This is a genomic window from Glycocaulis sp., assembly GCF_051859565.1.
Taxonomy (GTDB): Bacteria; Pseudomonadota; Alphaproteobacteria; order Caulobacterales; family Maricaulaceae; genus Glycocaulis.
In genome coordinates, this window is the sequence record NZ_JBHYFK010000010.1 from 25548 (window position 1) to 47472 (window position 21925).

General features: G+C 64.3%; 24 protein-coding genes and 1 riboswitch. Of the genes, 3 read left to right on the forward strand and 21 right to left on the reverse strand.

From position 1 onward, the window contains the following. The first annotated feature begins 84 nt into the window (after window positions 1-84). Window positions 85-309, forward strand: a complete 225-nt coding sequence (locus tag ACTIGC_RS13045; RefSeq protein ID WP_439634825.1) for a hypothetical protein — start codon at window positions 85-87, stop codon at window positions 307-309. Window positions 310-435: 126 nt separating this feature from the next. Here the strand turns inward: ACTIGC_RS13045 and queE are convergent, their stop codons facing one another. Together queE and queC are read right to left on the reverse strand one after the other, a co-directional pair. Next, window positions 436-1065 carry a 7-carboxy-7-deazaguanine synthase gene (gene queE / locus ACTIGC_RS13050; RefSeq protein WP_439634826.1) on the reverse strand — a complete coding sequence of 210 codons (630 nt, stop codon included), beginning with the start codon at window positions 1063-1065 and terminating at the stop codon, window positions 436-438. Further along, window positions 1062-1790: a 7-cyano-7-deazaguanine synthase QueC gene (queC, locus tag ACTIGC_RS13055; RefSeq protein WP_439634827.1), complete on the reverse strand. Its 729-nt coding sequence runs from the start codon at window positions 1788-1790 to the stop codon at window positions 1062-1064. The genes queE and queC overlap by 4 nt, the downstream gene beginning before the upstream one ends. 63 nt (window positions 1791-1853) lie before the next feature. Here queC and cutA point away from each other — a divergent pair, with 63 nt between their 5' ends. Beyond that, window positions 1854-2201, forward strand: a complete 348-nt coding sequence (cutA, locus tag ACTIGC_RS13060; RefSeq protein WP_439634828.1) for a divalent-cation tolerance protein CutA — start codon at window positions 1854-1856, stop codon at window positions 2199-2201. Here cutA and ACTIGC_RS13065 read toward each other — a convergent pair. Then, on the reverse strand, window positions 2198-4036 hold the full coding sequence (locus ACTIGC_RS13065; RefSeq protein ID WP_439634829.1) for an ATP-binding protein: 1839 nt from the start codon (window positions 4034-4036) through the stop codon (window positions 2198-2200). The two genes, cutA and ACTIGC_RS13065, sit on opposite strands and share 4 nt — an antisense overlap. Window positions 4037-4155: 119 nt before the next feature. Here ACTIGC_RS13065 and ACTIGC_RS13070 point away from each other — a divergent pair, with 119 nt between their 5' ends. Continuing rightward, entirely contained in the window at window positions 4156-4728 is a 573-nt protein-coding gene (locus ACTIGC_RS13070; protein WP_439634830.1) for a DUF3299 domain-containing protein, read from the forward strand. A gap of 8 nt (window positions 4729-4736) precedes the next feature. Here the strand turns inward: ACTIGC_RS13070 and ACTIGC_RS13075 are convergent, their stop codons facing one another. The 18 genes from ACTIGC_RS13075 to ACTIGC_RS13160 form a co-directional block, all read right to left on the reverse strand. After that, window positions 4737-6662: a TonB-dependent receptor domain-containing protein gene (locus ACTIGC_RS13075; protein ID WP_439634831.1), complete on the reverse strand. Its 1926-nt coding sequence runs from the start codon at window positions 6660-6662 to the stop codon at window positions 4737-4739. Window positions 6663-6683: 21 nt separating this feature from the next. Then, entirely contained in the window at window positions 6684-7439 is a 756-nt protein-coding gene (locus tag ACTIGC_RS13080; protein WP_439634832.1) for an ABC transporter ATP-binding protein, read from the reverse strand. After that, window positions 7436-8419, reverse strand: a complete 984-nt coding sequence (locus ACTIGC_RS13085) for a FecCD family ABC transporter permease (protein WP_439634833.1) — start codon at window positions 8417-8419, stop codon at window positions 7436-7438. Before ACTIGC_RS13085 ends, ACTIGC_RS13080 begins: the two co-directional genes overlap by 4 nt. Beyond that, window positions 8416-9255 carry an ABC transporter substrate-binding protein gene (locus tag ACTIGC_RS13090; protein WP_439634834.1) on the reverse strand — a complete coding sequence of 280 codons (840 nt, stop codon included), beginning with the start codon at window positions 9253-9255 and terminating at the stop codon, window positions 8416-8418. The genes ACTIGC_RS13085 and ACTIGC_RS13090 overlap by 4 nt, the downstream gene beginning before the upstream one ends. Before the next feature lie 183 nt (window positions 9256-9438). Continuing rightward, window positions 9439-9643: riboswitch (cobalamin riboswitch) on the reverse strand. A 28-nt stretch (window positions 9644-9671) separates the two neighbouring features. Then, complete coding sequence (locus tag ACTIGC_RS13095) at window positions 9672-10649, reverse strand: type II secretion system F family protein (protein ID WP_439634835.1); 978 nt, start codon at window positions 10647-10649, stop codon at window positions 9672-9674. 11 nt (window positions 10650-10660) lie between these two features. Beyond that, window positions 10661-11647 (reverse strand): type II secretion system F family protein, encoded by a 987-nt coding sequence (locus ACTIGC_RS13100; protein WP_127565835.1) that lies wholly within the window; start codon window positions 11645-11647, stop codon window positions 10661-10663. A 6-nt stretch (window positions 11648-11653) separates the two neighbouring features. Next, the gene (locus ACTIGC_RS13105) at window positions 11654-13135 is read right to left on the reverse strand and encodes a CpaF family protein (protein ID WP_439634836.1); all 1482 of its coding nucleotides are present in this window, start codon (window positions 13133-13135) and stop codon (window positions 11654-11656) included. Between the two features lie 16 nt (window positions 13136-13151). Beyond that, the gene (locus ACTIGC_RS13110) at window positions 13152-14708 is read right to left on the reverse strand and encodes an AAA family ATPase (protein ID WP_439634837.1); all 1557 of its coding nucleotides are present in this window, start codon (window positions 14706-14708) and stop codon (window positions 13152-13154) included. Between the two features lie 30 nt (window positions 14709-14738). Next, window positions 14739-15392 (reverse strand): CpaD family pilus assembly protein, encoded by a 654-nt coding sequence (locus tag ACTIGC_RS13115; RefSeq protein WP_439634838.1) that lies wholly within the window; start codon window positions 15390-15392, stop codon window positions 14739-14741. A gap of 4 nt (window positions 15393-15396) precedes the next feature. Then, entirely contained in the window at window positions 15397-16869 is a 1473-nt protein-coding gene (locus tag ACTIGC_RS13120) for a type II and III secretion system protein family protein (RefSeq protein ID WP_439634839.1), read from the reverse strand. Beyond that, window positions 16869-17669: a Flp pilus assembly protein CpaB gene (gene cpaB / locus ACTIGC_RS13125; protein ID WP_439634840.1), complete on the reverse strand. Its 801-nt coding sequence runs from the start codon at window positions 17667-17669 to the stop codon at window positions 16869-16871. The genes ACTIGC_RS13120 and cpaB overlap by 1 nt, the downstream gene beginning before the upstream one ends. A gap of 132 nt (window positions 17670-17801) precedes the next feature. Further along, window positions 17802-18305: an A24 family peptidase gene (locus ACTIGC_RS13130; protein WP_439634841.1), complete on the reverse strand. Its 504-nt coding sequence runs from the start codon at window positions 18303-18305 to the stop codon at window positions 17802-17804. 99 nt (window positions 18306-18404) lie between these two features. After that, the gene (locus ACTIGC_RS13135) at window positions 18405-19139 is read right to left on the reverse strand and encodes a TadE/TadG family type IV pilus assembly protein (RefSeq protein ID WP_439634842.1); all 735 of its coding nucleotides are present in this window, start codon (window positions 19137-19139) and stop codon (window positions 18405-18407) included. Beyond that, window positions 19136-19681 (reverse strand): TadE/TadG family type IV pilus assembly protein, encoded by a 546-nt coding sequence (locus ACTIGC_RS13140; protein WP_439634843.1) that lies wholly within the window; start codon window positions 19679-19681, stop codon window positions 19136-19138. Before ACTIGC_RS13140 ends, ACTIGC_RS13135 begins: the two co-directional genes overlap by 4 nt. 91 nt (window positions 19682-19772) lie before the next feature. After that, complete coding sequence (locus tag ACTIGC_RS13145; RefSeq protein ID WP_439634844.1) at window positions 19773-20219, reverse strand: pilus assembly protein N-terminal domain-containing protein; 447 nt, start codon at window positions 20217-20219, stop codon at window positions 19773-19775. Window positions 20220-20275: 56 nt separating this feature from the next. Next, window positions 20276-21016 carry an ATP12 family chaperone protein gene (locus tag ACTIGC_RS13150; RefSeq protein ID WP_439634845.1) on the reverse strand — a complete coding sequence of 247 codons (741 nt, stop codon included), beginning with the start codon at window positions 21014-21016 and terminating at the stop codon, window positions 20276-20278. Continuing rightward, window positions 21013-21705 (reverse strand): HAD-IA family hydrolase, encoded by a 693-nt coding sequence (locus ACTIGC_RS13155; RefSeq protein ID WP_439634846.1) that lies wholly within the window; start codon window positions 21703-21705, stop codon window positions 21013-21015. Before ACTIGC_RS13155 ends, ACTIGC_RS13150 begins: the two co-directional genes overlap by 4 nt. Continuing rightward, the coding region (locus tag ACTIGC_RS13160; RefSeq protein ID WP_439634847.1) for a putative 2OG-Fe(II) oxygenase at window positions 21702-21925 on the reverse strand (224 nt) is incomplete at its 5' end. The genes ACTIGC_RS13160 and ACTIGC_RS13155, both read right to left, overlap by 4 nt.

Consider the following 21925-nt stretch of genomic DNA (forward strand, 5'->3'; position numbering starts at 1 on the left):
ATAGCGCGATCACCTGTGCAATACACCATACTTCGCTAACCATTTGGGGGCAGGATCAAGGCTGACCAGTCCAAAGGATGCTCCATGCCCCGCTCCACAAGCTGCGCGCCCCGCCTGCTGGCGCTCGTTGCAGGCCTTGGCCTTCTCATGCTGCCGGGATGTCTGGCAGCGGCGGCGACCGGCGCCGTTGTCGGGGCAGCCGGTGCCACTATTGGCGCTGCAGGCAGTGTCGCCGGGGGCGCGGTCGATGCCGTGACGACAAGCGATGAGGAAGAAGAGCGCAATCGCCGCCGCCGCGAGCGGGACTAGCTCATACCGGCTTGAACTCCCGGCCAAGCGCAGAGCCGGACCCGGCGCGTAGCGCCGCAAGCGCGACCGCGCGCCCGAGCCAATGCGAGGCGCGACGCACGGATGTGCGGAGCATCACTAAAAGAGCTAATCCACCCCGATCCATTTATGGGTCTGGAGCGACAGACTCCATTGCGGATGGGTCAGGCAGTATTCAAACGCGGCTTTCGCGTTCTCCATCTGGTGCGGCCCGTCCATGGGCTGCAGGCGGAAGGCGCCGAAATCGAGATTTTCAAACAGGTCGGGCATGGCGTCGGCCTGCGGATAAACCAGTTTGAGTTCGTGACCGGAACGCTGTTTTAGCGGCGCGGTTGATTTCGGGCTGACACAGATCCAGTCGAGGCCTTCAGGTGCCTCGATAGTGCCATTGGTTTCCACCGCGATCTCGAAGCCCTCAGCCTTCAGCGCCGCAATCGCCGTCTCATCCAGCTGCAGCAGCGGCTCACCGCCGGTACACACCACCAGCGGCTTCCCGCCGCCCGGCCAGAAGCTTTTTACATGGGCCGCGAGGCTTTCAGCGCTGGCGAACTTACCCCCGCCCGGACCATCCGTGCCGACAAAATCGGTATCGCAGAACTGGCAGACGGCTTTTGCCCGGTCGCGCTCCAGCCCGCTCCACAGATTGCAGCCGGCAAAGCGCAGGAAGACGGCGACGCGGCCCGCCTGCCCGCCTTCGCCCTGCACCGTCAGGAAGGTTTCCTTGACCGCATAGCTCATGCGCCTGCCCATTCCTTCCAGCCTGCCGCGCGCAGCTCGCACGCCGGGCAGGTGCCACAGCCATAGCCCCAATCGTGGCGATGCTCGCGGTCGCCCATATAGCAGGTGTGGGAATGCTCCACGATCAGATCGACAAGCGGTTTGCCGCCCAGCGTCTGCGCCAGCTCCCAGGTCTCACCCTTGGTCAGGAACATGAGCGGCGTATCGATCGTCACCGGCATATCCAGGCCCAGCGACAGGGCGCGCTCCTGGGCTTTCAGCGTATCTTCGCGGCAATCCGGATAGCCGGAATAGTCGGTCTGGCACATGCCGCCCACCAGCACATCCAGCCCGCGCCGCCAGGCATGGGCTGCCGCCATGACCAGAAACACAAGATTGCGGCCCGGCACGAAGCTCGTTGGCAGGCCACTTTCACCCATCTCGATCACGCGCTCTGAAGTCAGCGCGCTTTCGGCCAGCTGGCCATAGCCGGAAATGTCCACCGTCACATCGCCGCCGAGCCTTGTGGCCCATTCCGGCTGCAGCGCGGTCATCGCTTCGCGCACGGTCAGCCGGGCCTCCATCTCCACGCGGTGGCGCTGGCCGTAGTCAAAGCCGATCGTCTCGACGCGCGGATAATGCGTCAGCGCATGGGCAAGGCAGACAGCCGAATCCTGCCCGCCCGAGAACAGGACGAGCGCGCCTTTCGCGCCGTGTGCAGCCGCTTTGCTTGCTTGGACAGCCATGATCTAACCTCTGTGCTATCCGCTATATCCGGGCAGACGGCCCCGACTGCAAGAGAGGCAGCCATGACGATGCACACCGATGAGGCTGCCGAGAGTGTGGTCCTGCTGTACACAACCTGGCCGGATGGCGCCGCCGCAGAGGCCGCCGCGCAGACATTGCTGGCAGAAAGACTGATCGCGTGCGCGAACATCTTCCCCGCCGGACGGTCTGTGTTCCGCTGGAAGGGGGAGGTGCGAACGGAGGCCGAAACCGTAGCGCTGTTCAAGACCTCAAAGGCGCGCGCGGGGGCGACCCGCACACGCCTGACTGAACTTCACCCTTATGAAGAACCCTGCATCCTCGCTCTGCCGGCCGATCCCGGTCTGAGCGCCGCTGGCTTCGTTCAGTGGGTTGAGTCGGAAACCGCTTAAGCCGTCCGGCGCAGATACGCGATGGCGGAGGGATCCTCGACCAGTGCCTCTTCGAGCGCCTGCAGAAGCGGCTCGGACGTTACCGGCGCGCGCACCAGCACCTCGCCGCCTGCACGCTGGACGGGAATCTGCAGGCCCGGCGCCAGACGGACAATTGGCGTCAGCGAAGCCGTGGACGCCAGCATGCGGATGTCCTGCACAGCGTCTTCCGGTTCGATACTGCCAAGGTTCAGCCCGAGGATGATCGCATCATAGGCAGACGCGCCAAGCCCCTCGATCATGTCGCTCACGCTGCTGGCACAGCTGACCACGCAGTTGAAGGATTTCAGATATCCCAAGAGGACGGCGCGCCGGGCCGGATCGGCCTCACATACCAGCATGCGCAGCCGGCGGTTGGCGAAGGCCAGGCGCTCGTCGCCGGTGCGGCCAGGGCGGCTGGCTGTGCGCACTGGCACCTCGAACCAGAAGACAGAGCCCGGATCGCCGGGGGTATAGCCCACCTCGCCGCCCATCATTGACGCAATGCGCTTGGCAAGGTGCAGGGACAGCCCGGTACCGCCGCCAGTGCCCGGCTTGGCGGCTTCCTCGGCGAATACGTCAAACAGGCCGGCACGATGAGCCTCGCCCACACCGCGGCCCGTGTCACTGACCGCAATGCGCAGGCAGCTGGTGCCGTCATTGCCGGGCTCGGACGCGCTGCAGCTGACATGCACCTCGCCCGTCTCGGTGAAGCGGACGGCATTCGCGATAAATATCTCCGCCATGTGCACCAGCCGGTCCTGATCGCCGCGCAGATGCAGCTTCTCATCGATATTCAGATCAACCCGGAAATCGAGGCCTTTCGGCGCAGCACGCTGGGCGCCAAAGCGCTCCAGGCGGTCGCGCAGGCGCTCGGCGGGAAAATCATCAAGGCGCAGCTCAAAACTGACCGCCTCTATGCGCGACACATCCAGGATTTCCGACACCAGCTCGGCAAGCGTGTCGCCGGATTCTGCAATACGCGCCACCATGCGGCGGGCGTCAGGCGTCAGGGCCACGTCCTGCAGCATTTGCGTCTGGGCGAGAATGGAATTGAGCGGCGCGCCAAGCTCATGGCTCATATTTGCCAGCATGGCCGCCTTGTGACGCGCGGCATCCTCGGCAGCGCCCGCAGCCGCTTCATGGCGTTCAGCAAGACGGGCCAGCGCCTCGCGCTGCGCCTCTGCCTCGTTACGGGCCTCCTCCAGAGCGGCATTGGCCTCAACCGTTTCGACCAGACTCTTGCGGTATGTCGCGGCCAGACGCGTTGTGACGGTAAAGAACAGCAGCGCCATGCCCGCCAGCACGAAACCTGTAATGCTGCCAAACGAGGCATACCACAGAGCCGCCAGCGACAGGCAGGGCACGTTGTAGGCCAGCACGACACGCGGCTCTGCCGCCGATGTCATGGCAGCACCCGCCGACATGCCCGAAATCATTACCGCCACTGCGAGCACGGCACCCATGGACGCATCGGCAGGCAGCAGGAAGCCTGCCCCTCCCCACAGTGCGCCGACAAAGCCGGTGCAGATCATGTAGCTGGTCATCTGGCCGGGCGTCGGCACCGAACCGGATTTGCGCGCACGGTTTATCGAGAGCAGGCGCAGCACGGATGCGACGACCATCGCGCCTATCCACGCGCCGAGCAAGGGCAGTGGCACTGATGTGTAGAGCATCGCCCCGATGCCTGCCGCGCCGATGACATTCATCGGCACAGCCTGCTTGGCGCTGCTGGTTATCAGAAGACGCGCTGCCTCACGTACACGCTGCGCAGTCTCTTGCTCGCGCGCAATTGCGCGCGCCTCGGCAAACCCCATATCACACCCTCCAGCCGCTTTTTTCTGCGGTTCTGGAGCGACTATGCGTCAAAGGCCGTTAAAACGGGGTGTGCAGCCTGTTAACCTCGCAGCGAGACTTCCTTCCGGAGCATTACCTTATGCGCAAGATCACGCCGCTAACCCTGATGGCTGCCGCCCTGCTGGCCGCTTGTTCGCCTGCCGGAAACGGTGCTGACGGGCAGCCGGTTGCAGAGGTTCAAGGCGACCTGCATGTCGATCCGGCCGCCGAGGCCGAACTTCTCAACTGGCGCGACCTCCTGCCTGACGGGGAGCTGGAAATGCTGCTGGCACTCGAGGAAGGCACCGCGCCGCCTACCCTGATGAGCCAGTTCCAGACACGCCGGGACGAACAGATCGGCACGTTCAACGTCGTCGATGAACTTGACGGCCTCATCGTGCGCATGCCGGGCTATATCCTGCCGCTGGACTATGCCGAGCGCGGGCAGGCGCGCGAGTTTCTGTTCCTGCCCTATCACGGAGCCTGCATTCACTACCCCCCGCCCCCGCCGAACCAGATCGTCTATCTGCGCTCGGCAGAGCCGATCCGGTTCAGTCAGTTGTGGGACCCTGTCTGGGTGGAGGGGCGCATGGAGATACAACGCGTGGAAACAGACCTTGCGGATGCCGCCTACGCGATGGCCGTGCGGTCCGTGCGCCCCTATGACGGTTAGTTTCAGACCTAGTAGCTGACGCGAACCCCCGCCATAAACATGCGCGGCGCACCGGCGAAGGCGGCAGGTTGCTCATAGACCGTGTCAAACGCGTTCGTCACGGTGACATAGGCGCTGAGCTGTTCGCTGAACCGCCACTGGCCTGAAACATTGACCAGCTCATAGCCTGCCACCGGCGCGTTGCCGCTGACATAGAAGCCGTCATCGTCATAGGTCACATCGCGCCGCGCGCCGGTGCGCTGATAACGCGCGGACAGAGACAGCGCCTCGACCGGCCGCCAGACGAGACCCGCCGACCAGGCATGTCGCGGACGGCGCAGAAGCGGCGTAGCGTTGACGGCGTTTGTGGCCTCCACATAGGCATAATCGACATCAAGCTGCAGATTGGCCGTCAGGTCGAACGTGCCTGCGGCTTCGACGCCTGAAAGCTCTGCCCGGCCCACATTCTCGTTGGTGCCGGTAAAAGTGACAAAATCGAACACGTTCTCGATCAGATTATCGATATCAGTCTCGAAATAGCTGATGGACACGCTGGCCTGGCGGCTGCCCTCCAGTGAAAAGCTCGCACGCGCGCCCACTTCCCAGCTTTCAGCCTCTTCGGGCTGCAGATCCGGGTTTGGCGTGGTGAAGGCCGAGCTGGCAAACCGCTCTGAGAGGGTCGGCGCCTTGAAGGCGGTGGCATAGCGGGCAAACAGCTGGAACGGCGTTTGCGGAACACTCCACACAGCACCGAGCGACCAGGTGGTCTGCGTGCCAAATCCGTCGAAATCATCGACACGCAGCGAACCGGACAGATCAAGCATGTCCGCTGCCAGCGCCTGAATGTTGAGATAGGCACCCAAATTGTTCTCAGAGCGCGAGAGCGGATTGTCCCACGCGGTGGCCGTGTTGATGGAGTCCCGTTCGGCCTGCACGCCGAACGCCACCACCGGCTCCAGCGCTGCAAACCCTTGCGGCTGCCAGGTGTTCAGCCATTCAACGAAGCGTCTGCGCGCGGCATAGGTGTCGGTCACGACACCGGCATCGCTGCTTTCCCGATCATTGCGCACCTCACCGAGGCGCAGCGCGCTGGTCAGGCGGGCGTCCGAGCTCTGCCAGCCAAGACCGGCCCGCCAGAGGGTCTGGTCATTGCGGGACACTTCAAGACCTGGATCATCCGCGCGCTGGGAGAAGCCCGGCCCGCCGGAAAAGGTGTCAAAATCGCTCGCAGACTCCCGGTGCCGGACGATCCCGGACAGGGTGAAACCATTGCCGAAATCGTAGGCGGCGTTGGCCGTGATGGTGGTGATTTCCCCGCCATCGCGCTCATTGCCAGACAGCGCCATGCGGGCGGGCGTCGCGTTAAAGCCATCGCTCTGATAGCGCTCCGCGCCGAGGCCGTATTCAAGCAAGCCGGTAGTGCCAGACGCGCCCGCCAGCAGACGTATCGTGTTGAACGAGCCTGCCGACAAATCGAGATACGGTGAGAATTCGCTATCCCCGCCCCGGCGCGGGACGAGATTGATGACGCCGCCAATCGCATCGGACCCGTAAAGCGAGGAGAGCGGCCCGCGCGCAATCTCCACCCGGTCCAGATCGCCCAGCGAATCCTGACCCGCATCAAACTGGCCCGAAGGGGTGGAAGCGTCGTTCACGCGAATGCCGTCAAACAGGACCAGCGTGTGCTTGGCATTGGTGCCGCGCGCGAAGAGCGAGGTGGTTGCCCCGATCCCGCCCGACTGAACGACAGAAAAGCCCGGATAACGCGACAGGGCGCCGGCCAGATCGGTCAGACCTTCGACTTCAATGGTATCGCGGTCCAGCGTATCGACGCGCAGCGCCAGACGTTCGGCGGTCACCGGCACGCGCGTGCCGGTGACGGTGACGATGTCGGAAATATCGCCCGCCTCGCTGGCCAGAGCAGCCGATAGCGCAAGAATACTGACTGAAAACATGAGAGTTTCTCCTGGTTGAAATCAGACCGGTGAGAAGCCCCCGTCCGGGGCCTCCCGGACGGCAAAAACATTGGCAAGAATGGTGGGGCTCAGAGCGGCTGCGGGCGGGCCATCGGCGACGATGCGCCCTTCATCCAGCACAATGACGCGGGCCGCATGGCGGCGCGCCATCGCCAGATCATGCAAGGCGAGGATTATGGCGGTGCCGCCTGCCGCCTCTGCGCGCAGCAACGCCATGACATCCAGCTGGTGGCGCGGATCGAGCGCGTTCAGCGGCTCGTCGAGCAGCAGCAGCGGCGCACCGGCTGCGAGCGTGCGGGCCAGATGGATGCGCGCTTTCTCGCCGCCTGACAGCGTATCGACCGGACGGTCTGCAAAGCCGGATGCCCCGCACCGTTCAATCGCTGCATTGACACTTTCGCGGGCGGCGTCAGGCAGGCGCTCATAGGGCCGCCCCTCATGGGCAAACCGGCCCAGTGCGACAATGTCCACGCCGCGCATGGCCCAAGCCGCACCGCGCTCCTGCGCCAGCCAGGCCATGTGGGAAGCGCGCTCGCGCGCGGACATCGCTGACACGTCCTGCCCGCCAAGGCGCACTTCGCCCGTCCGGGCGGGCAGGATCCCGGCGGCGAGTTTCAGCAGGGTCGATTTGCCGGCGCCATTGGGTCCGACAAGGCAGATGAGTTCACCCGGCTGCACGCAGAAGGTCACGTCACTCAGCACGGTGCGCGCGTCGTGGCCCGCACTGGCCGCGATAATGTCGAGGCGCGCACTCATTGGCCCATCCCCCGCGCCCGCGCCGCAATCCAGATGAAAGCCGGCGCACCGATGAGCGCGGCCGTGACGCCAAGCTTCATCTCCATCGCGAACGGCATGGCGCGCACCGCCGTGTCGGCAAGCACCAGCACCGTCCCGGCGAGCAGCGCCGATGGCAGCAACAGATCACCGGGATCATGGCGCACAAAGGGCCGCACCACATGCGGCGCCACAATGCCGACAAAGCCGATAATTCCGGCCACCGCCACGCTGGCACCGGTCAGCAGCGCGCTGCCGGTGATGACGAGCAGGCGTATGCGCGGCACGTTCGCACCAAGCCCGGACGCGCCTTCTTCGCCCAGCGTCAGCGCGCGTAGGCCCGGCCCGGCCATCAACACCAGAACGAGACCAGTTACCCAGAAGGGCGCAGCAAAGCCAATATCGGCCCAGGAGCGGTTGGCAACCGATCCCAGAAGCCAGTTGATGAGGTCGGAGAGCGAAAACGGATTGGGCGCGAGGTTCATGAGCAGCGCCATCAGTGCGCCTGCAAGGCTCGACAGGCCCACACCGACAAGGATCAGCCGCGTGGTCGAGACAGAGCTGGCACCCAGCACATAGAGCAGGACGGTCGTCCCCAGCGCCATCACGATTGCAAGGCCCGGCATCGCCCAGACGCTCAAGGCCGCAAGGTTGAAATAGACCGCGATCACGGCGCCAAGCGCGGAGGCACCCGACACACCCAGCACGCCAGGATCGGCCAGCGGGTTGCGCAAAAGCCCCTGCAGGGCCGCGCCAGCGAGGCCCAGCGCCGCACCAACGCCAAAGGCTGCCAGAATGCGCGGCAGGCGGATTTCCAGGACCAGAATGCGGGCAAGATCACCCTCTGCACCGGACTGGCCAAGCGATGCGATGTCGGCCCAGCCATTGGCAGGGGCCAGAGCGGCCAGCACGGCAAGAAGCGCCATGCCCGCCATCACAAGATTGACCCTGATTGGCATCATGGCTGCGCTCCTGTGCCAGAAAGAGGTTGCTGCCTCAGGGCAAATGCGTGAAGGCGCGCCGCTTCTGCGCCTGCCAGCCACGTCGTGCAGGCGATAACGCCGGTGTCGAGCGCCAGCACAGGGCGGGCGCTAAGGGCACGGCGCATGACGGGGTGACGGCTGGCGCTCCAGCGGTCCACGCGGTCGGTGGCACTGCCGGCAAACCCGGTGACGAAGATGGCGGGCATCTGTGTTGCCACCGCTTCCAGCGGCATGCTGACCCAGCCAGTCTGTTCACCGGCTGCATTGCGCAGTCCCGCCGCGCTCAAGAGCGCATCAATGAACGTGCCCTGCCCTGCCGTGACACCGCCCGGCGTGACGTAAAGCGCTGATGTAGCGCTGGCGGCGGACACGCTGGCCAGTGCCGCGTCCATGGCCGCGAGCACGGCATCACCACGCTCTGCCTGGCCAAAGGCCGACGCTGCGCCGCGCGTCTCGCGGCGGATATCGTCAAAGTCCGAGATGTAGCTGATCTGGTGGACCGGGATATCCAGCCGTTCAAACAGGGCAAGGATGCGCGGATCACCGCCCCAGCTGCGCACTACCATATCGGGCCGCTGAGCGAGTATGTCCTCGGCCAGCGGGCGCGCCTGCGGGAGGCCTTCGGCAATAGCGGCATGGGATGAATAATCTGCGCGCGCATCAGGGGAGAGCGCCGCGATCTGGCTGCGCTCAGCCAGCCCCAACACATACTGGTCAGCGCAATAATCCAGCGAGACGATGCGTTGCGGCTGGGCCGAAACCCCGCCGGTGAGCAGCAGCCCCGCAATCGCCATAAGCAATACACGCACGCGCATGGCAAATGCCCCGCCCTGCCCATGCGGGACGGCGAACCGGCCCGCTACAAACGTTTCAGGCTGCCGGAACTGCGCTACACGCCTCGCGAAGACCCGCGAAGCGCGATGCGCAGGCCCGAACGGCCCGGCTGTTTGCCGCTATGACGGAGTAAATCCGTGTGCCGAAGGACTGGACCCGGTCCTGCACAAGCGACTGCGGTGGCAGGTCTCCTGACTTGCGGGTCAACGCCTTGTCTGATGCCGCCTTCCCGGGATCGCTCCCAGTGGCTCATGACATCAAGGCTCGCCGCCTACAGTTGCGGGCACAGTCCCGGACTTGGAGATAAATCCCCTGACCGGAGTTCCCTCTTAGCTTTCTCGCGAAAGCACCACCGGCGACAGGGGTAACCGCAATGTTGCGGATGCGTCAAGCGCGCTCACATCTCCTGGAAGGAGATGATAGCCGGGCCAAGGATGACGATGAACAGGACCGGAAGGAAGAACACGATCATCGGCACGGTCAGCTTGGCGGGCAGGGCGGCGGCTTTTTTCTCCGCCGACGCCATGCGCATATCGCGGTTTTCCTTGGCCATGACGCGCAGCGCCTGACCCAAAGGTGTGCCGTAGCGCTCGGCCTGCACGAGCGCCGTCGATACCCCTTTTACGCCGGGATGGTTGGTGCGCATGGCAAGGTTTTCGTAGGCCTGCCGGCGATCCTGCAGATAGGCCAGTTCCGCCGTCGTCAGCGACAATTCCTCGGCCAGCTCGATCGAGTTGGTGCCAACCTCTGCGGCCACTTTCTGGAAGGCAGCCTCGATGGACATACCCGCTTCCACGCAGATGAGCAGCAGATCCAGCGCATCGGGAAAGGCGCGCATGATGGAATCGCGCCGCTTCTGCGCCGCATTGGAGAGATAGATGCCCGGCGCATAATAGCCCAGCAGGGTCATGCCCATCACAATGGCAAGGCGCTGGATGGTCGGCAGGCCGAAATCGTTGAGCGCGAAGAGATAGGCCAGCGACAGGGCAAACAGGACAATCGGCGCGATCAGGCGGGCAAAATAGAAGACAAAGACCGGTCCCTGCCCGCGCATGCCAGCCTGTATCAGCTTGCTTTTCAGATTGGGGTCTTCCAGCAGTGTCTGGAGGTTAAGGCTCTCGACGACCTTGCGGAACAAGGAGCGCGTATCCTTGCCTCGCAAGGCGCTGCCACGCGCCTCAAGTTCCAGCGCCTCGCGTGATTTGCGGCGCAGTTCCTCGCGCCGGTTGGCAACCGACTTGATGCGCTTGTCCAGCTTGTTGCCGCCCAGGGCCGGGCCCGACACGGTGATGACTGTGGCAAACACCAGAAAGAAGGCCAGCAGGCCAAACAGATTGGCTGGCGTCGTGATCCACTGGGCAAACTGGGTGACCATCGCGTACCGGCCTAGTGCTTGAAGTTGATCATGCCGCGCATGACGAAAATGCCGATGCCCATCCACACCAGCCCGCCGAGCAGCATCATCTGCCCGAGCGGATGGGTGAACATCAGGCCCATATAGTCCGGCGCCACAATCATCACGATGCACAGCACGAGCGGAGGCAGCGCGCCGATGATCATGGCCGATGCCTTGGCCTCGGACGACAGGGCCTGAATCTTCTCGCCCATCAGCTTGCGGGCACGCAGCACGGCTGAAAGATTGCCCAGCGCTTCGGCCAGATTGCCGCCGGTTTTCGCCTGAATGACCAGCACGATGGCAAAGAAATTGAGTTCGGAGACGGGCATGCGCTGGGTCATGCGCCGCATACCCTCATCGAGATCGACGCCGACCGCGATACCCTCATTGAGCTTTTCAAACTCGGTGCGGACCGGCTCGGGGCTTTCACGCGCAATGATCTTCAGGCACTCGTTCAATGGCAGGCCGGATTTGACACCACGCACCACGATATCGATGGCGTCGGCGAAATTGTTCACAAACTGCTTCTGGCGGCGGGCCACCAGAAACCCGACGATCCAGCGAGGCAGGCCCAGCCCGGCAACAAAGCCCGCGGACAGTGTGATGAGTACGTTCATGCCGGCTGCAAAGACCACAAACGCCGCCAGAACGCCGATTACGGCTGACGCAATCCAGAAATGTTGCGGTGTCCAGCTGACACCTGCCTGCTCCAGCTTCGCACGCAAGGTGAGAGCCCGTTTGCGCGCAGCCTTCTGGCGCTCTTCCAGCTCTTTCAGCGTTTCCTGAACCTGACGTTTTTTCTGCGCAGTCTGGTCGAGCGCACTGGTCTGGCGCCTGCCGGCCTGCAAGGGCGCGCCGACGGCAATCTGCACGCGCTGGGCCTGACGCTTGTTGCCGCCGCTGGTAAAGGCAATCCCGACGCCGGCCACGGCCACGAAGGCGGCGATGGCAGCGATGATGAAGGAGAGATCGCCCATGGCGCGTCAGGCCTCCGAGGCGTCGAGAGCGGCGGCCAGTTCGCGTTCCAGACCGAAATAGCGGGCCCGGTCCCAGAATTTCGGACGGGCAATGCCCGTTGAGACGTGACGGCCGGTGATATTGCCGTGTTCGTCCTCGCCTGTGATCTCGTAGACAAAGAGATCCTGGGTGACGATGACATCGCCCTCCATCCCCAGCACCTCGGTGATGTGGGTGATCTTGCGCGTCCCATCGCGCAGGCGCGCGGCCTGCACCACCACGTCAATCGAGCCGGAGATCATTTCCCGGATGGTCTTGGTAGGCAGGTTGTAGCCGCCCATCGTGATCATGGACTCGATACGTGACAGCCCCTCGCGCGGGGAGTTGGCGTGCAGGGTGCCCATGGAGCCGTCATGGCCGGTATTCATCGCCTGCAGCAGGTCGAAGGCTTCGGGACCGCGCACCTCGCCAACGATGATGCGTTCGGGACGCATGCGCAGGCAGTTCTTCACGAGGTCACGCATTGTGACCTGGCCTGTGCCCTCCAGATTGGGCGGGCGGGTTTCAAGACGTACCACGTGGGGCTGCTGCAGCTGCAGCTCGGCGGCGTCCTCACAGGTGATGACGCGCTCTTCTTCCCCGATGAAACCGGTCAGGCAGTTCAGCAGCGTCGTCTTGCCCGAGCCCGTACCGCCGGAGATGAGCACGTTGCAGCGCGATGCGCCGATGATCTGGAGCACCTTGGCGCCTTCCGGCGTGATCGATCCGAAATCGACCAGGTGCTGCATGGTCAGCTTGTCTTTCTTGAACTTCCGGATGGTCAGCGTGGGACCGTCAAGAGCCAGCGGCGGCGCGATGACGTTGACGCGCGAGCCATCGGCAAGGCGCGCATCGCAGATCGGCGAGCTTTCATCCACCCGCCGGCCCACCTGGGACACGATGCGCTGGCAGATATTCATCAGCTGGCCGTTATCCCGGAAGCGGATATTGGTCTTCTGGACGCGGCCATTGACCTCGATGAACACGTCGCCCGCGCCATTGACCATGATGTCGGCGATGTCGTCGCGCGCCAGAAGCGGCTCCAGCGGGCCATAGCCCAGCACGTCATTGCAGATGTCCTGCAGCAGGTTTTCCTGCTCGGCAATCGACATCGCGACGTTCTTGATCGAGATGATCTCGGTGACGATATCGCGGATTTCTTCGGCCGCTGTCGCGTTGTCGAGCCGGGCCAGCTGGCCAAGGTCAATCGTATCGATCAGCGCGTTGAAGATCGTCGTCTTGATCGCATAGTACTCGGCGGAGCGCTCCTGACCGACCTGTACCGCAGGGCGGGGTCTGGGTTTGCTGCTGGCTTGCGGCGTAGCACTGGCGCGCGGTTGGGGCGCAGGCGCAGCGGGGCGCGGGCGTGGCTGGGCAGATGGCGCCGGGCGTGCGGCAGGCGCAGGCGCGGCGCTGGCAGGGGGCGCTGCCGGGGTGGGCTGTGGAGCGGTGGTGCGCTTGCCGAACATGCCTTGCCTGCTGCCTCTAACCTTTGCGCCCGAACAGTGATTTCAGGCCTGAACGCTGCTGGCGGACCGGCGCGGAGCTACGTCCTGTAAGCTGGCTGGCCACATGGGCAAATCCGTCAGCCGCCTTCGACTTGGCATCGACCTCTGCGATCATCTGGCCGTTATTGGCTGCCGCCCCGAACAGCGCAGGCTCGAAGGGCAGCACCAGAAGGGGCGCGGTACCCAGTGCATCGGAGAAGTCTTTCAGCGGAATATCGGGTTTTTTCGGGCACCCGGCCATGTTGACGATGACCTTTGGCGGCTCATCATTGGGCCGGTTCTGGCGCACCAGATCGAACAGATTCTTGGCGTTGCGCAGGCAGGCCAGATCGGGCGTGACCGTGACCACCACCTGCTCGGCCGAGAGAAGCGTGCGGCGCACCCAAGGCGACCAGGCGTGCGGCAGGTCCAGCGCCACATAAGGCGCCTGACGGCGGACCTTTTCCAGCACGGTCTCGAACGCTTCGGGGCCAAAATCCCAGTCGCTTTCCAGCGTTGCAGGCGCGGAGAAGAGGCTCAGGCGCTCGCCGCACTTGACCAGCAGGCGGTCGAGAAGCGCGTCGTCCAGCCGGTCCGGATCGGCCAGTGCATGGCCGATGGTCTGGGCCGGGTCCTGGTTGAAATCCAGCCCTGCAGTGCCAAAGCTGAGATCGAGATCGACCAGCACCGTGTCCATGTGCTGCAGCTCGCCCATGCACCAGGCGATGTTGTGGGCAATCGTGGACGAGCCAACGCCGCCCTTGGCACCGATAAAGGCAATCGAACGGCCCGCGAACGGGGCATCGGGATCCACAAACAGGCCGGAGATGGTGCGGATCAGGTGCAGCGGCGTCATCGGCGGCACGAGATACTCGCTCACGCCCCGGCGCATCAGCTCGCGGTAAAGCGCGATGTCGTTGGCCGCGCCGATAATGATGATGCGCGTATCGCCGTCGCAGACCGAGGCCAGCTCGTCCAGCTGGGCAAAAAGCTGCGCCCCGCGCATGCCGGTCTCGATAATCAGCAGGTTCGGCGTGGATTCGTCATGAAAGCGCTCGATGGCGCCTGCCAGCCCGCCGAGCTCGACGTTGACGTGAGCGCGTGCCAGCCGCCGGTCAGCGCCAGCGTTATGGATGAGCGCCCCGGTTTCCGGACGCTCGCAGAACGCCTCTATGGAGATGCGCGGCACCGGCTGGATCACGTCGCCAGCATCCGCATCAACCTCGCCATAAAGCCCCGGCGAGACAGCTGACACGTCAGAGGCACGGGCCTCGACGCGCGGGCGGCTGGGCGCGGGGTCTGCCTCGCTGATGAAATCAGGCGCGGTCCTGTTGGCCGCAGCCAGCTTTGCGCCAAACCCGGATGTTCCAGCCGGTTGCGGGACAGGCTGCAAGGGCTCGTCAAACGAGTCAGCGGCACCGGCGATCTCACCGCGCAGGCGCGCCTCTACCGTGGCGGCATCCAGAAACGGATCTGACGGCGTGGAAAAGTCGTCGCCCAGGAATTCATCCCCGGCATCGAACCCGTCATCTTCGTATGGTCTGGCCTGTGTCATCGTGTGTCTGGTTCCAGCTGGACGGTCTGACTATTCAACGGCGCGGCTGACAGTGCCGCTCTCGCTGGCGCTGCGCTCGCTTGTGGTGGACTGGCCCTGACGCCAGCGGTCGAGAACCGTCTGGCGGCGGGCGGCATCGGGATCATCGAAGGTGCGCGGGGTCACAAGATCACGCGGATCAGCGACCATAGCCGCAATATTCTGCTCGGTGGCGCAGCCAAACCCGCCCCAGCGCCCGCCCGGACGGGCATTGCGCACATCGCTCCAGCGGTTCTCGCACTCCGGCGCTACGGCGCGGTAGCGGGTGAAGGAAAAGACGACAGGCGCCTGAACATAGCCGCCGGCTTCGTAGGCGCCGCCGCCGATCTGGCGCCAGTCCAGCCCGTGGCCGTAGAGCGCAGTGCGCACATCGGCGATTGCGCCCAGCGCCGCTTCGGCATTACCGGCATTCTGGGGGTAGGAAATGATAAAAGGCCCCTGGCCTCGCGCCTTGTACTCACCGGCCAGCGCCTCGATGAGTTCCAGCTGGGCCCATGTCAGGCCATTATCGCGCGGATCAACGGGCATCTCCACGCGTACCGTCTCGGCCATGGCGGTGGCGCGCGGCAGCTCGCGGGGCGCCGACGCACAGGCGCTCATCGCAAAAGCCGCGGCAAAAGTCAGGCAGATGGCTCTGATCATCATGGCGCTACTCCACGCTGAAGCCGACAGGGCCGGTCCAGCCCTGCCCTTCCACCTGCGCACCCGGCGCGGCGTAGACACGGTTCAGGCGGCCAAGGAAGACGTGTGCCGCCGTCGAGGCAGGCTCGAACCCGTCGCCGGGCGACGAAAGCTCGTTCGGATTTGCCGGATCGACCAGATAGGGCGTGACGACAATCACCAGCTCGGTTTCGCTATTGGCAAAATCGCGCGAGCGGAAAAGCGCGCCCAGAACGGGCAGGCGCTCCACCCCGGGAACGCCGTCCATGGCCTGCCGGGTTTCTTCCTTGATCAGGCCGGCAATGACCAGACTGCCGCCGGAGGGCAGCTCCACGGTCGTTTCCGCGCGGTTCACGGTCAGCGAGGGAATGGTCAGCGCCGGGACACCGCCAATGACATTGCCGTCCGCATCGGTCTGCGTGCTGCCCCCCAGCGTGATCGAACCCTGATTGGACAGCTCGGAGACCTCGGTGGAAATGCGCAAGGAGATACGCCCCTCCGACAGAACCACGGGCGTGAAGCCAAGGCCGACGCCAAACGGCTTGTATTCGATGGTGATATTGCCATCACGATCACGTCCGACAGGCACGGGGAACTCACCGCCCGCCAGGAAGTTTGCCGACTCGCCGGAAATCGCGCTGAGATTCGGTTCGGCCAGCGTGCGCACAAGGCCGACACGCTCCAGCGCCGCGAAGGTCGCACCCAGACGCGTGTTCGCTCCGAGAGCATTGAGCAGATCTGCCCGGCCCGTAAGCCCGCCGAGCGCACGGCCCGCCAGGCCAAAAGCGTTTTCAGTGTCGATACGGTTTACCGTCGGGCTGGCCGTATTCAGGTTAGCGCTCAGATTGATACCGAGCTGACGCACCAGCGTGCGCTGCATCTCCACGATACGGACACGCAGGAGCACCTGATCGCGCCCCTCAACGGTCAGAAAACTGATCACCTGTTCCGGGTCATCAGCCCAGCGCCGCGCCACCTGCAGGGCGGTGTCTGCGGCACTGGCCGATGGCACCGTTCCGGACAGGACGATATTGGCGTTCATCGATTCAGCGGTGATACGGCCATCGGGCACGAAGCGCCGTAGCGCATCGCTCAACCCGTCCATATCGCGCTCCACACGCACCGCCAGATCAAGGATCAGCGCGCCATCACCATCAAAGAAGAAAACATTGGTGCGCCCGACACCCTGACCCAGCAGCACGGCGCGGGTCGGCGTGCGCACCACAGCGTCAGCAACAGACGGGTTGGCGACCATCACGTCGGCGGCGTCAACGGGCAGATGGATCACGGCGGCCTGCCCGAGGGGCAGTGTAATGCGCTCTGACACCGGACCGTCTCCGGGCTGGCGGATCGTCACCTGAAGCGTGTTGGTCCGCTCCACACCTGCGCCTTGCGGATAGGCCGGGGCACACAGCAATAACGGCGCAAGCGCCGCCAGCGTGGCCAGAAATCTCGCTGCCATCATTCCCCTCCCCGCGCGCTGAGCGCTACACGCTCTTCACGCCCGTAGCGGAAAACGCGCACCACGCGCTGCCCGCCTTCGGTGACTTCCCCCGCTTCGGCAGATGGTTCGTCTGCATCGGAAAGGCTGCGCAGCGAGAGTGTGAGCGTTCCGCCCGCGATAGCCTGAGCGGCCACGCGCGCCTGAGCGGGCGTCACTTCCAGCGTGGCGGTTGAACCGACCACCGCGCCCGAACCGTCCTCGGAGAAAGACTGGTCAATCGCCAGAACGCGTACGTTTTCCAGCAGGGTTTGCGCGGAGAACGTGTTGCGCTCGCCCTGCGTCGTCACAATCAGGTCAACCCGGTCATTGGGCAGGATGAAGCCACCAGCGCCGGCGCGAGCCGATGTCGGCACGGCGATCGCGCGCATGCCGGGCGAAATTACCGCGGCCATGAAGCCGCTGGAGCCGGGCGCCACCAGCCGGCGCTCTGTTATCGGCTCTCCTTGCGCGATAGCAGCGCGCACAACCGACCCTGCAAGCCTGCTTACTGCCTCGCGGTCAGCTGATTCGCGGATATAGGTGGGCGAGATGGCCTCTTCGGGCCAGGGCTGCCAGTAGAGGTCGCCGGGCGCCACGCGCTGGCCCATGGCCAGATCAGAGCGTGCTGCCAGAACCCGGACCGCAGGCGCTTGCGCCACAGGGGCTTCTGTTACCGTGCGCTCGATCACCTGCGGCTGCATGGCGTTGCGCACGAAGAAGGCCGCAACGATGGCGGCCAGACCGGCGGCGACGAGTATGGCTATACGGGTGGCGTTCATGGCAGCTCGCGGATCCCTCGGCGCGAAAAGGCAGTTGTGCCTGATTTCACCGGCAAAACCTCAAGGCCGCGTTAATAATCCAAGGTGTTGTGTGTCCCGCGCAGGGAATGTGCCAGTTGGGTCACTGAGACGTTAACCGGCAAACGCCGCCATGAGCGGGGAATGCGGCAGCGCCCACAGCATCCCGCCCGCTATGGCCACGCCATAGGGTACAGGCGCCCCATGCGCCAGCGGGCTGGCGGCAAGGCGCTCAGGCGACATGGGCAGCGCGGGCGCGAAGCGGCGCGCGGCCAGCAATGCCGCCGCCAGAATGCCGCCGCAGATCATCGCCAGAAGCAGGAAGGTGAGAACGGACGGCCAGCCGAACCAGAGGGCGAGAGCGGCAATCAGCTTGGCGTCACCGCCGCCGAGCCAGCCCGGCATCCACAACGCCATCATCAGCGCCAGCACGCCAAGCCCTGTGAGCAGGTTTAGGCCAGCGCCCTGCCAGCCGAGCCCGGAGAAGGGCACATACACCAGCCAGAGAACAATCAGTGCGCCGGGTATCCAGTTGGAGATTGTGAAGCGCCGCACGTCTTCCAGTGCGGCCAGAAGGGTGAGCAGAATTGCAGCACTCACACAAAAATAGATCAGCATCACGCCCGGCACATCTTCAGTTCCTGAGACGGCCAGACCATCATAACAGGCTTAAGATTGGGTGCACGGCGCGCCGGGCCGATGCCACCGCCCGCTGCCCTAGCGGCAAAGCAGGAAGGCGAGGATGCCGGTATAGCGGCAATTGCTTGGGGGCGGTGCTGGCGGCTCTGGAGCCGGGGCCGGAGCTGGCTCCGGTTCCGGAGCGGGCGCAGGTTCTGGCTGGGGCTCGGGGGGCGGTGTCGATCCAGTACCGCTGCCTGAGCCGCCGCCACTTCCCGGGTCCTGCGGTTCATCAGGTTGCCATTCGCCACTGACGAAACCGACGCGGCGGGGCCGCATATAGACGGTTTCGGTGAGATTGAACTGGCCAAGCCCGCTGCCCGTCAGCGGTGTGCGATAGGTGTAATCGGCTTCCACGACGACAACGCCGCCACCGGGCAACAGCACGCCAGCTGGCAAAGGCGGCAGATCACCGGCAGCGCGTGGATTGGTGCCCCGGCCCTGACTCCATTCAAGTGAGGGGTTGCCCTGCGCATCGGCGCTCAGCGATGAAACGCGCACAACCAGGTTGGCCGTCGAATAAGGCTGCATGACAGCCTCCCCCGCAGCCAGGATGTCGCCGAACGCCACGTCGTTCACAATGTCAGACTGGGCGACCAGGTCCGCGATCGTGCTCGCAGCCGCTGTCAGCTTGCGGTCAGCAGACAGGCCGAGCGTAAGCTGGACGATCCCGACATAGAGCGCGATCAGCAGTGGCGCTATCAACGCAAACTCCACTGCCGACACACCCCGGCGGTCAGCAGCAAGTGTAGAGATCCGCTTGAAGGCCATCATTGCAGCGCCTCCTGGAACGGCTCGTTGCGGAACGCGGCAGTCGCCGTCAAAAGGCGCCGGTTGCCCGCCATGTTCGCAAGCCCCAGACCCAGATTGGGAACGATGAGCGGCCAGTCATAGTAGGCCCGCACCAGCACTATCTCCCCTGGATTACCGGGGAGGAAGCTGATCTGGCCAACATCGACCATCCCGTTTTCATCGACTGGCAGGGAGGTCGCGCCGCCGAAACTTTCCAGCGTGCGCACATCAATGCGTAATCGTTCACACCGCAGCAAACCCGCCGAGCGGCTGCAGACAGAGTTTCTGAACGCCTCTGGCGAGCCGCCTGCCAGCTGGAGCTGTCCGGTGCGTATCTCGCGGGCAGATTGCGACAGCCCGTGCTCCATCATCATGCCGGCGAAAAAGATGAGCGCGGTTTCGATAATGGCGCCCAGCAGAACCAGGAATGGCAGCGCAACCATTGCGAACTCGACAGCCGTCGCGCCCTTCTTGTCGTCTGCCATACGCCTGGCGAGGCGCTTAACCGGACTCTTCAGAAACACGCCGCGATCTCCCCGCAAGACTGCACTGGCGGCAGTATCGCGCAGCGCGCTTAATTCGCGGTGAAAAAACCTGGTTAAGAAAGCGTGATGTCTAACGCCCGCCACCGGCCGCCGCACGGTTGGCCTGCTGGCCCGACACGCCGGAGAACCAGTCCGATGCATCGCCGATCACCGGCACGGCCTGGCATTCGGGTGCGCACACATAGCTGTGGCGTTCGGTATTGCGGAAAACCTGCACGCTGCCCCGGCCCGACTGGGTGACCAGCAGGTCCGAGGTGTAGAGCACCCGGCCATTATCATCGAGCGCGATCATGTTGGTTCGGCCGAACACACGGCCCGTCACGAAGATGGTACGCGCATCATAGAGCGTCGCGTCGGCTATATTGGGATTACCAATGACAATGGCGGCGGCATCGCCCGGCAGGCGAATCAGCGCGGTATGGTCGGCTGGCACCTCAAACCCGCGCGACTGGGCCTGCGCCACGGCAGCGGCGGTCAGCGCGAGAAGGCTCGCAAGAAAGAGCTGAACAGGCTTCATGGCCATTATCCCGGTGCAAATCTGCGCCAAGCATCGTTGCGGCCGATGAAGGAAGTCTAAACGTCTGCTTCATCCAGCAGGCGGAACACGCGCTCGCAGGCAAGAAGGTCACGCTTGCGGTTGGCGGCGGCCTCGGCGGCTTCGCTGTCCTCGCCCCAGCGCTCGGCCTGATAGTCCTCATCCAGCCGCGAAAGCATGTAAGCCTGCTCGCCATCGATCTCGGCTTCGAGCAGCGCAAAACCGAGCACGGCAGACCCCAGAAGGGGGACAGCGCTGGTCAGTGCCGTCAGCCGCCAGTTGTCCAGCGCGCCCGCACGGGCCCGCAGAGCGGCCAGAGAGGCCTCCGGCTGCTCCAGTGCCAACAGTGTCGCCGCGCTCTTCAGCGGGGCTTCCAGCGCCTTTGCAGACCATTCCAGCAGCGGGTCCCAGCCAGCGGCCTGACGGGCAGCAAGCTCAGGATCGTCACTGCGATGGGACAAGAGGTCTGTTCCCGCAAACCGGACAATTTCCTCTGCCGCCGCCGCGCGCGCCGCTTCCATACGGTCAATAGCCACATGAGCCAGCCGGGTCAGCGGCATGGTGAAAGGATCAATATGCTTGGCTTGCGCATCCCACTCAGCCGCCATCTCCACGGCCAGCGTCTCGCAAGGAGCTGCCAGCACATGGCGCTCAGGCGTTTTCACCGGGCGGCCGTCAAGAAGTATGGCCCAGCCATCGCCCGAAGGCCCCGCGCTGGCCTCGGAATAGAAACGCTTGGGCAAAGGGCGGTTTTCCGCCTTCGCCTTGGACATGCTCATCGTGAAACCTCTTCCCCCGCCGGCACAAACCGGCTCAATGCGCCATTGAGCGTGTCGTAGCTGTCGTGAATCTCATGGGCACCGCCAGAGGCAATTTCATCTGCTGTATGAAAGCCCCAGCTTACACCGAGCGCACGGGTGCCCGCCGAACGGGCCATAAGCATGTCAAAGCTCGTATCGCCGATCACAACCGTTTCTTCCGGGCGCGCGCCAGTTTCGGCCATCGCGTCGAGCACCATGCGCGGATTGGGCTTGCCGACGCCGTGATCTACGGTCTGCAGGGTCTGGAAATAGCGATGCAGGCCATGATGGCCAAATACGATGTCGAGCCCTCTGCGCGCCTTGCCGGTGGCGACGCCCAGCAGCCAACCCTCATCGCTCAGACGCTCCAGCGTCTCCAGCGCACCCGCATAAAGCGGCTCCTCAAAGCCGGGATCAGCGCGCTGCTCGACGAAGGCTTCCTTGTAGTAATTGCACAGGAGCAAGAGGCGCTCATGGCCAATGTCTGCCGGTGCGAGACGGCCAATGGCCTCTGACAGCTCAAGGCCGACAATCGTGCGCACCCGGTCATAGGGCATCTCGCCAAGCCCGGCGCGCGTGAAGGCACGGTCCATCGCCCGGTGGATGATCTCCCGGCTGTCTATGAGCGTGCCATCGACATCGAACACGGCAAGTTTCAGGGTATTCATTCGGGTACAACATCAAACGGGGCGGTCATGCGGCTCTCGCCTGCAAGAATTGGCTCGGTGCCGTGCCACATATACGACGGGAACAGCACCACCAATCCGGGAGAGGGCCTCACCCAGTGTTCAGCGGGTGCCGGCCGCGCCGTTTTGAACGACGGTTCTCCAAACTTGATGCAGCCCTCCTTGCGATCACCACTGACCGTGCTGCTTGGGACATCGACAT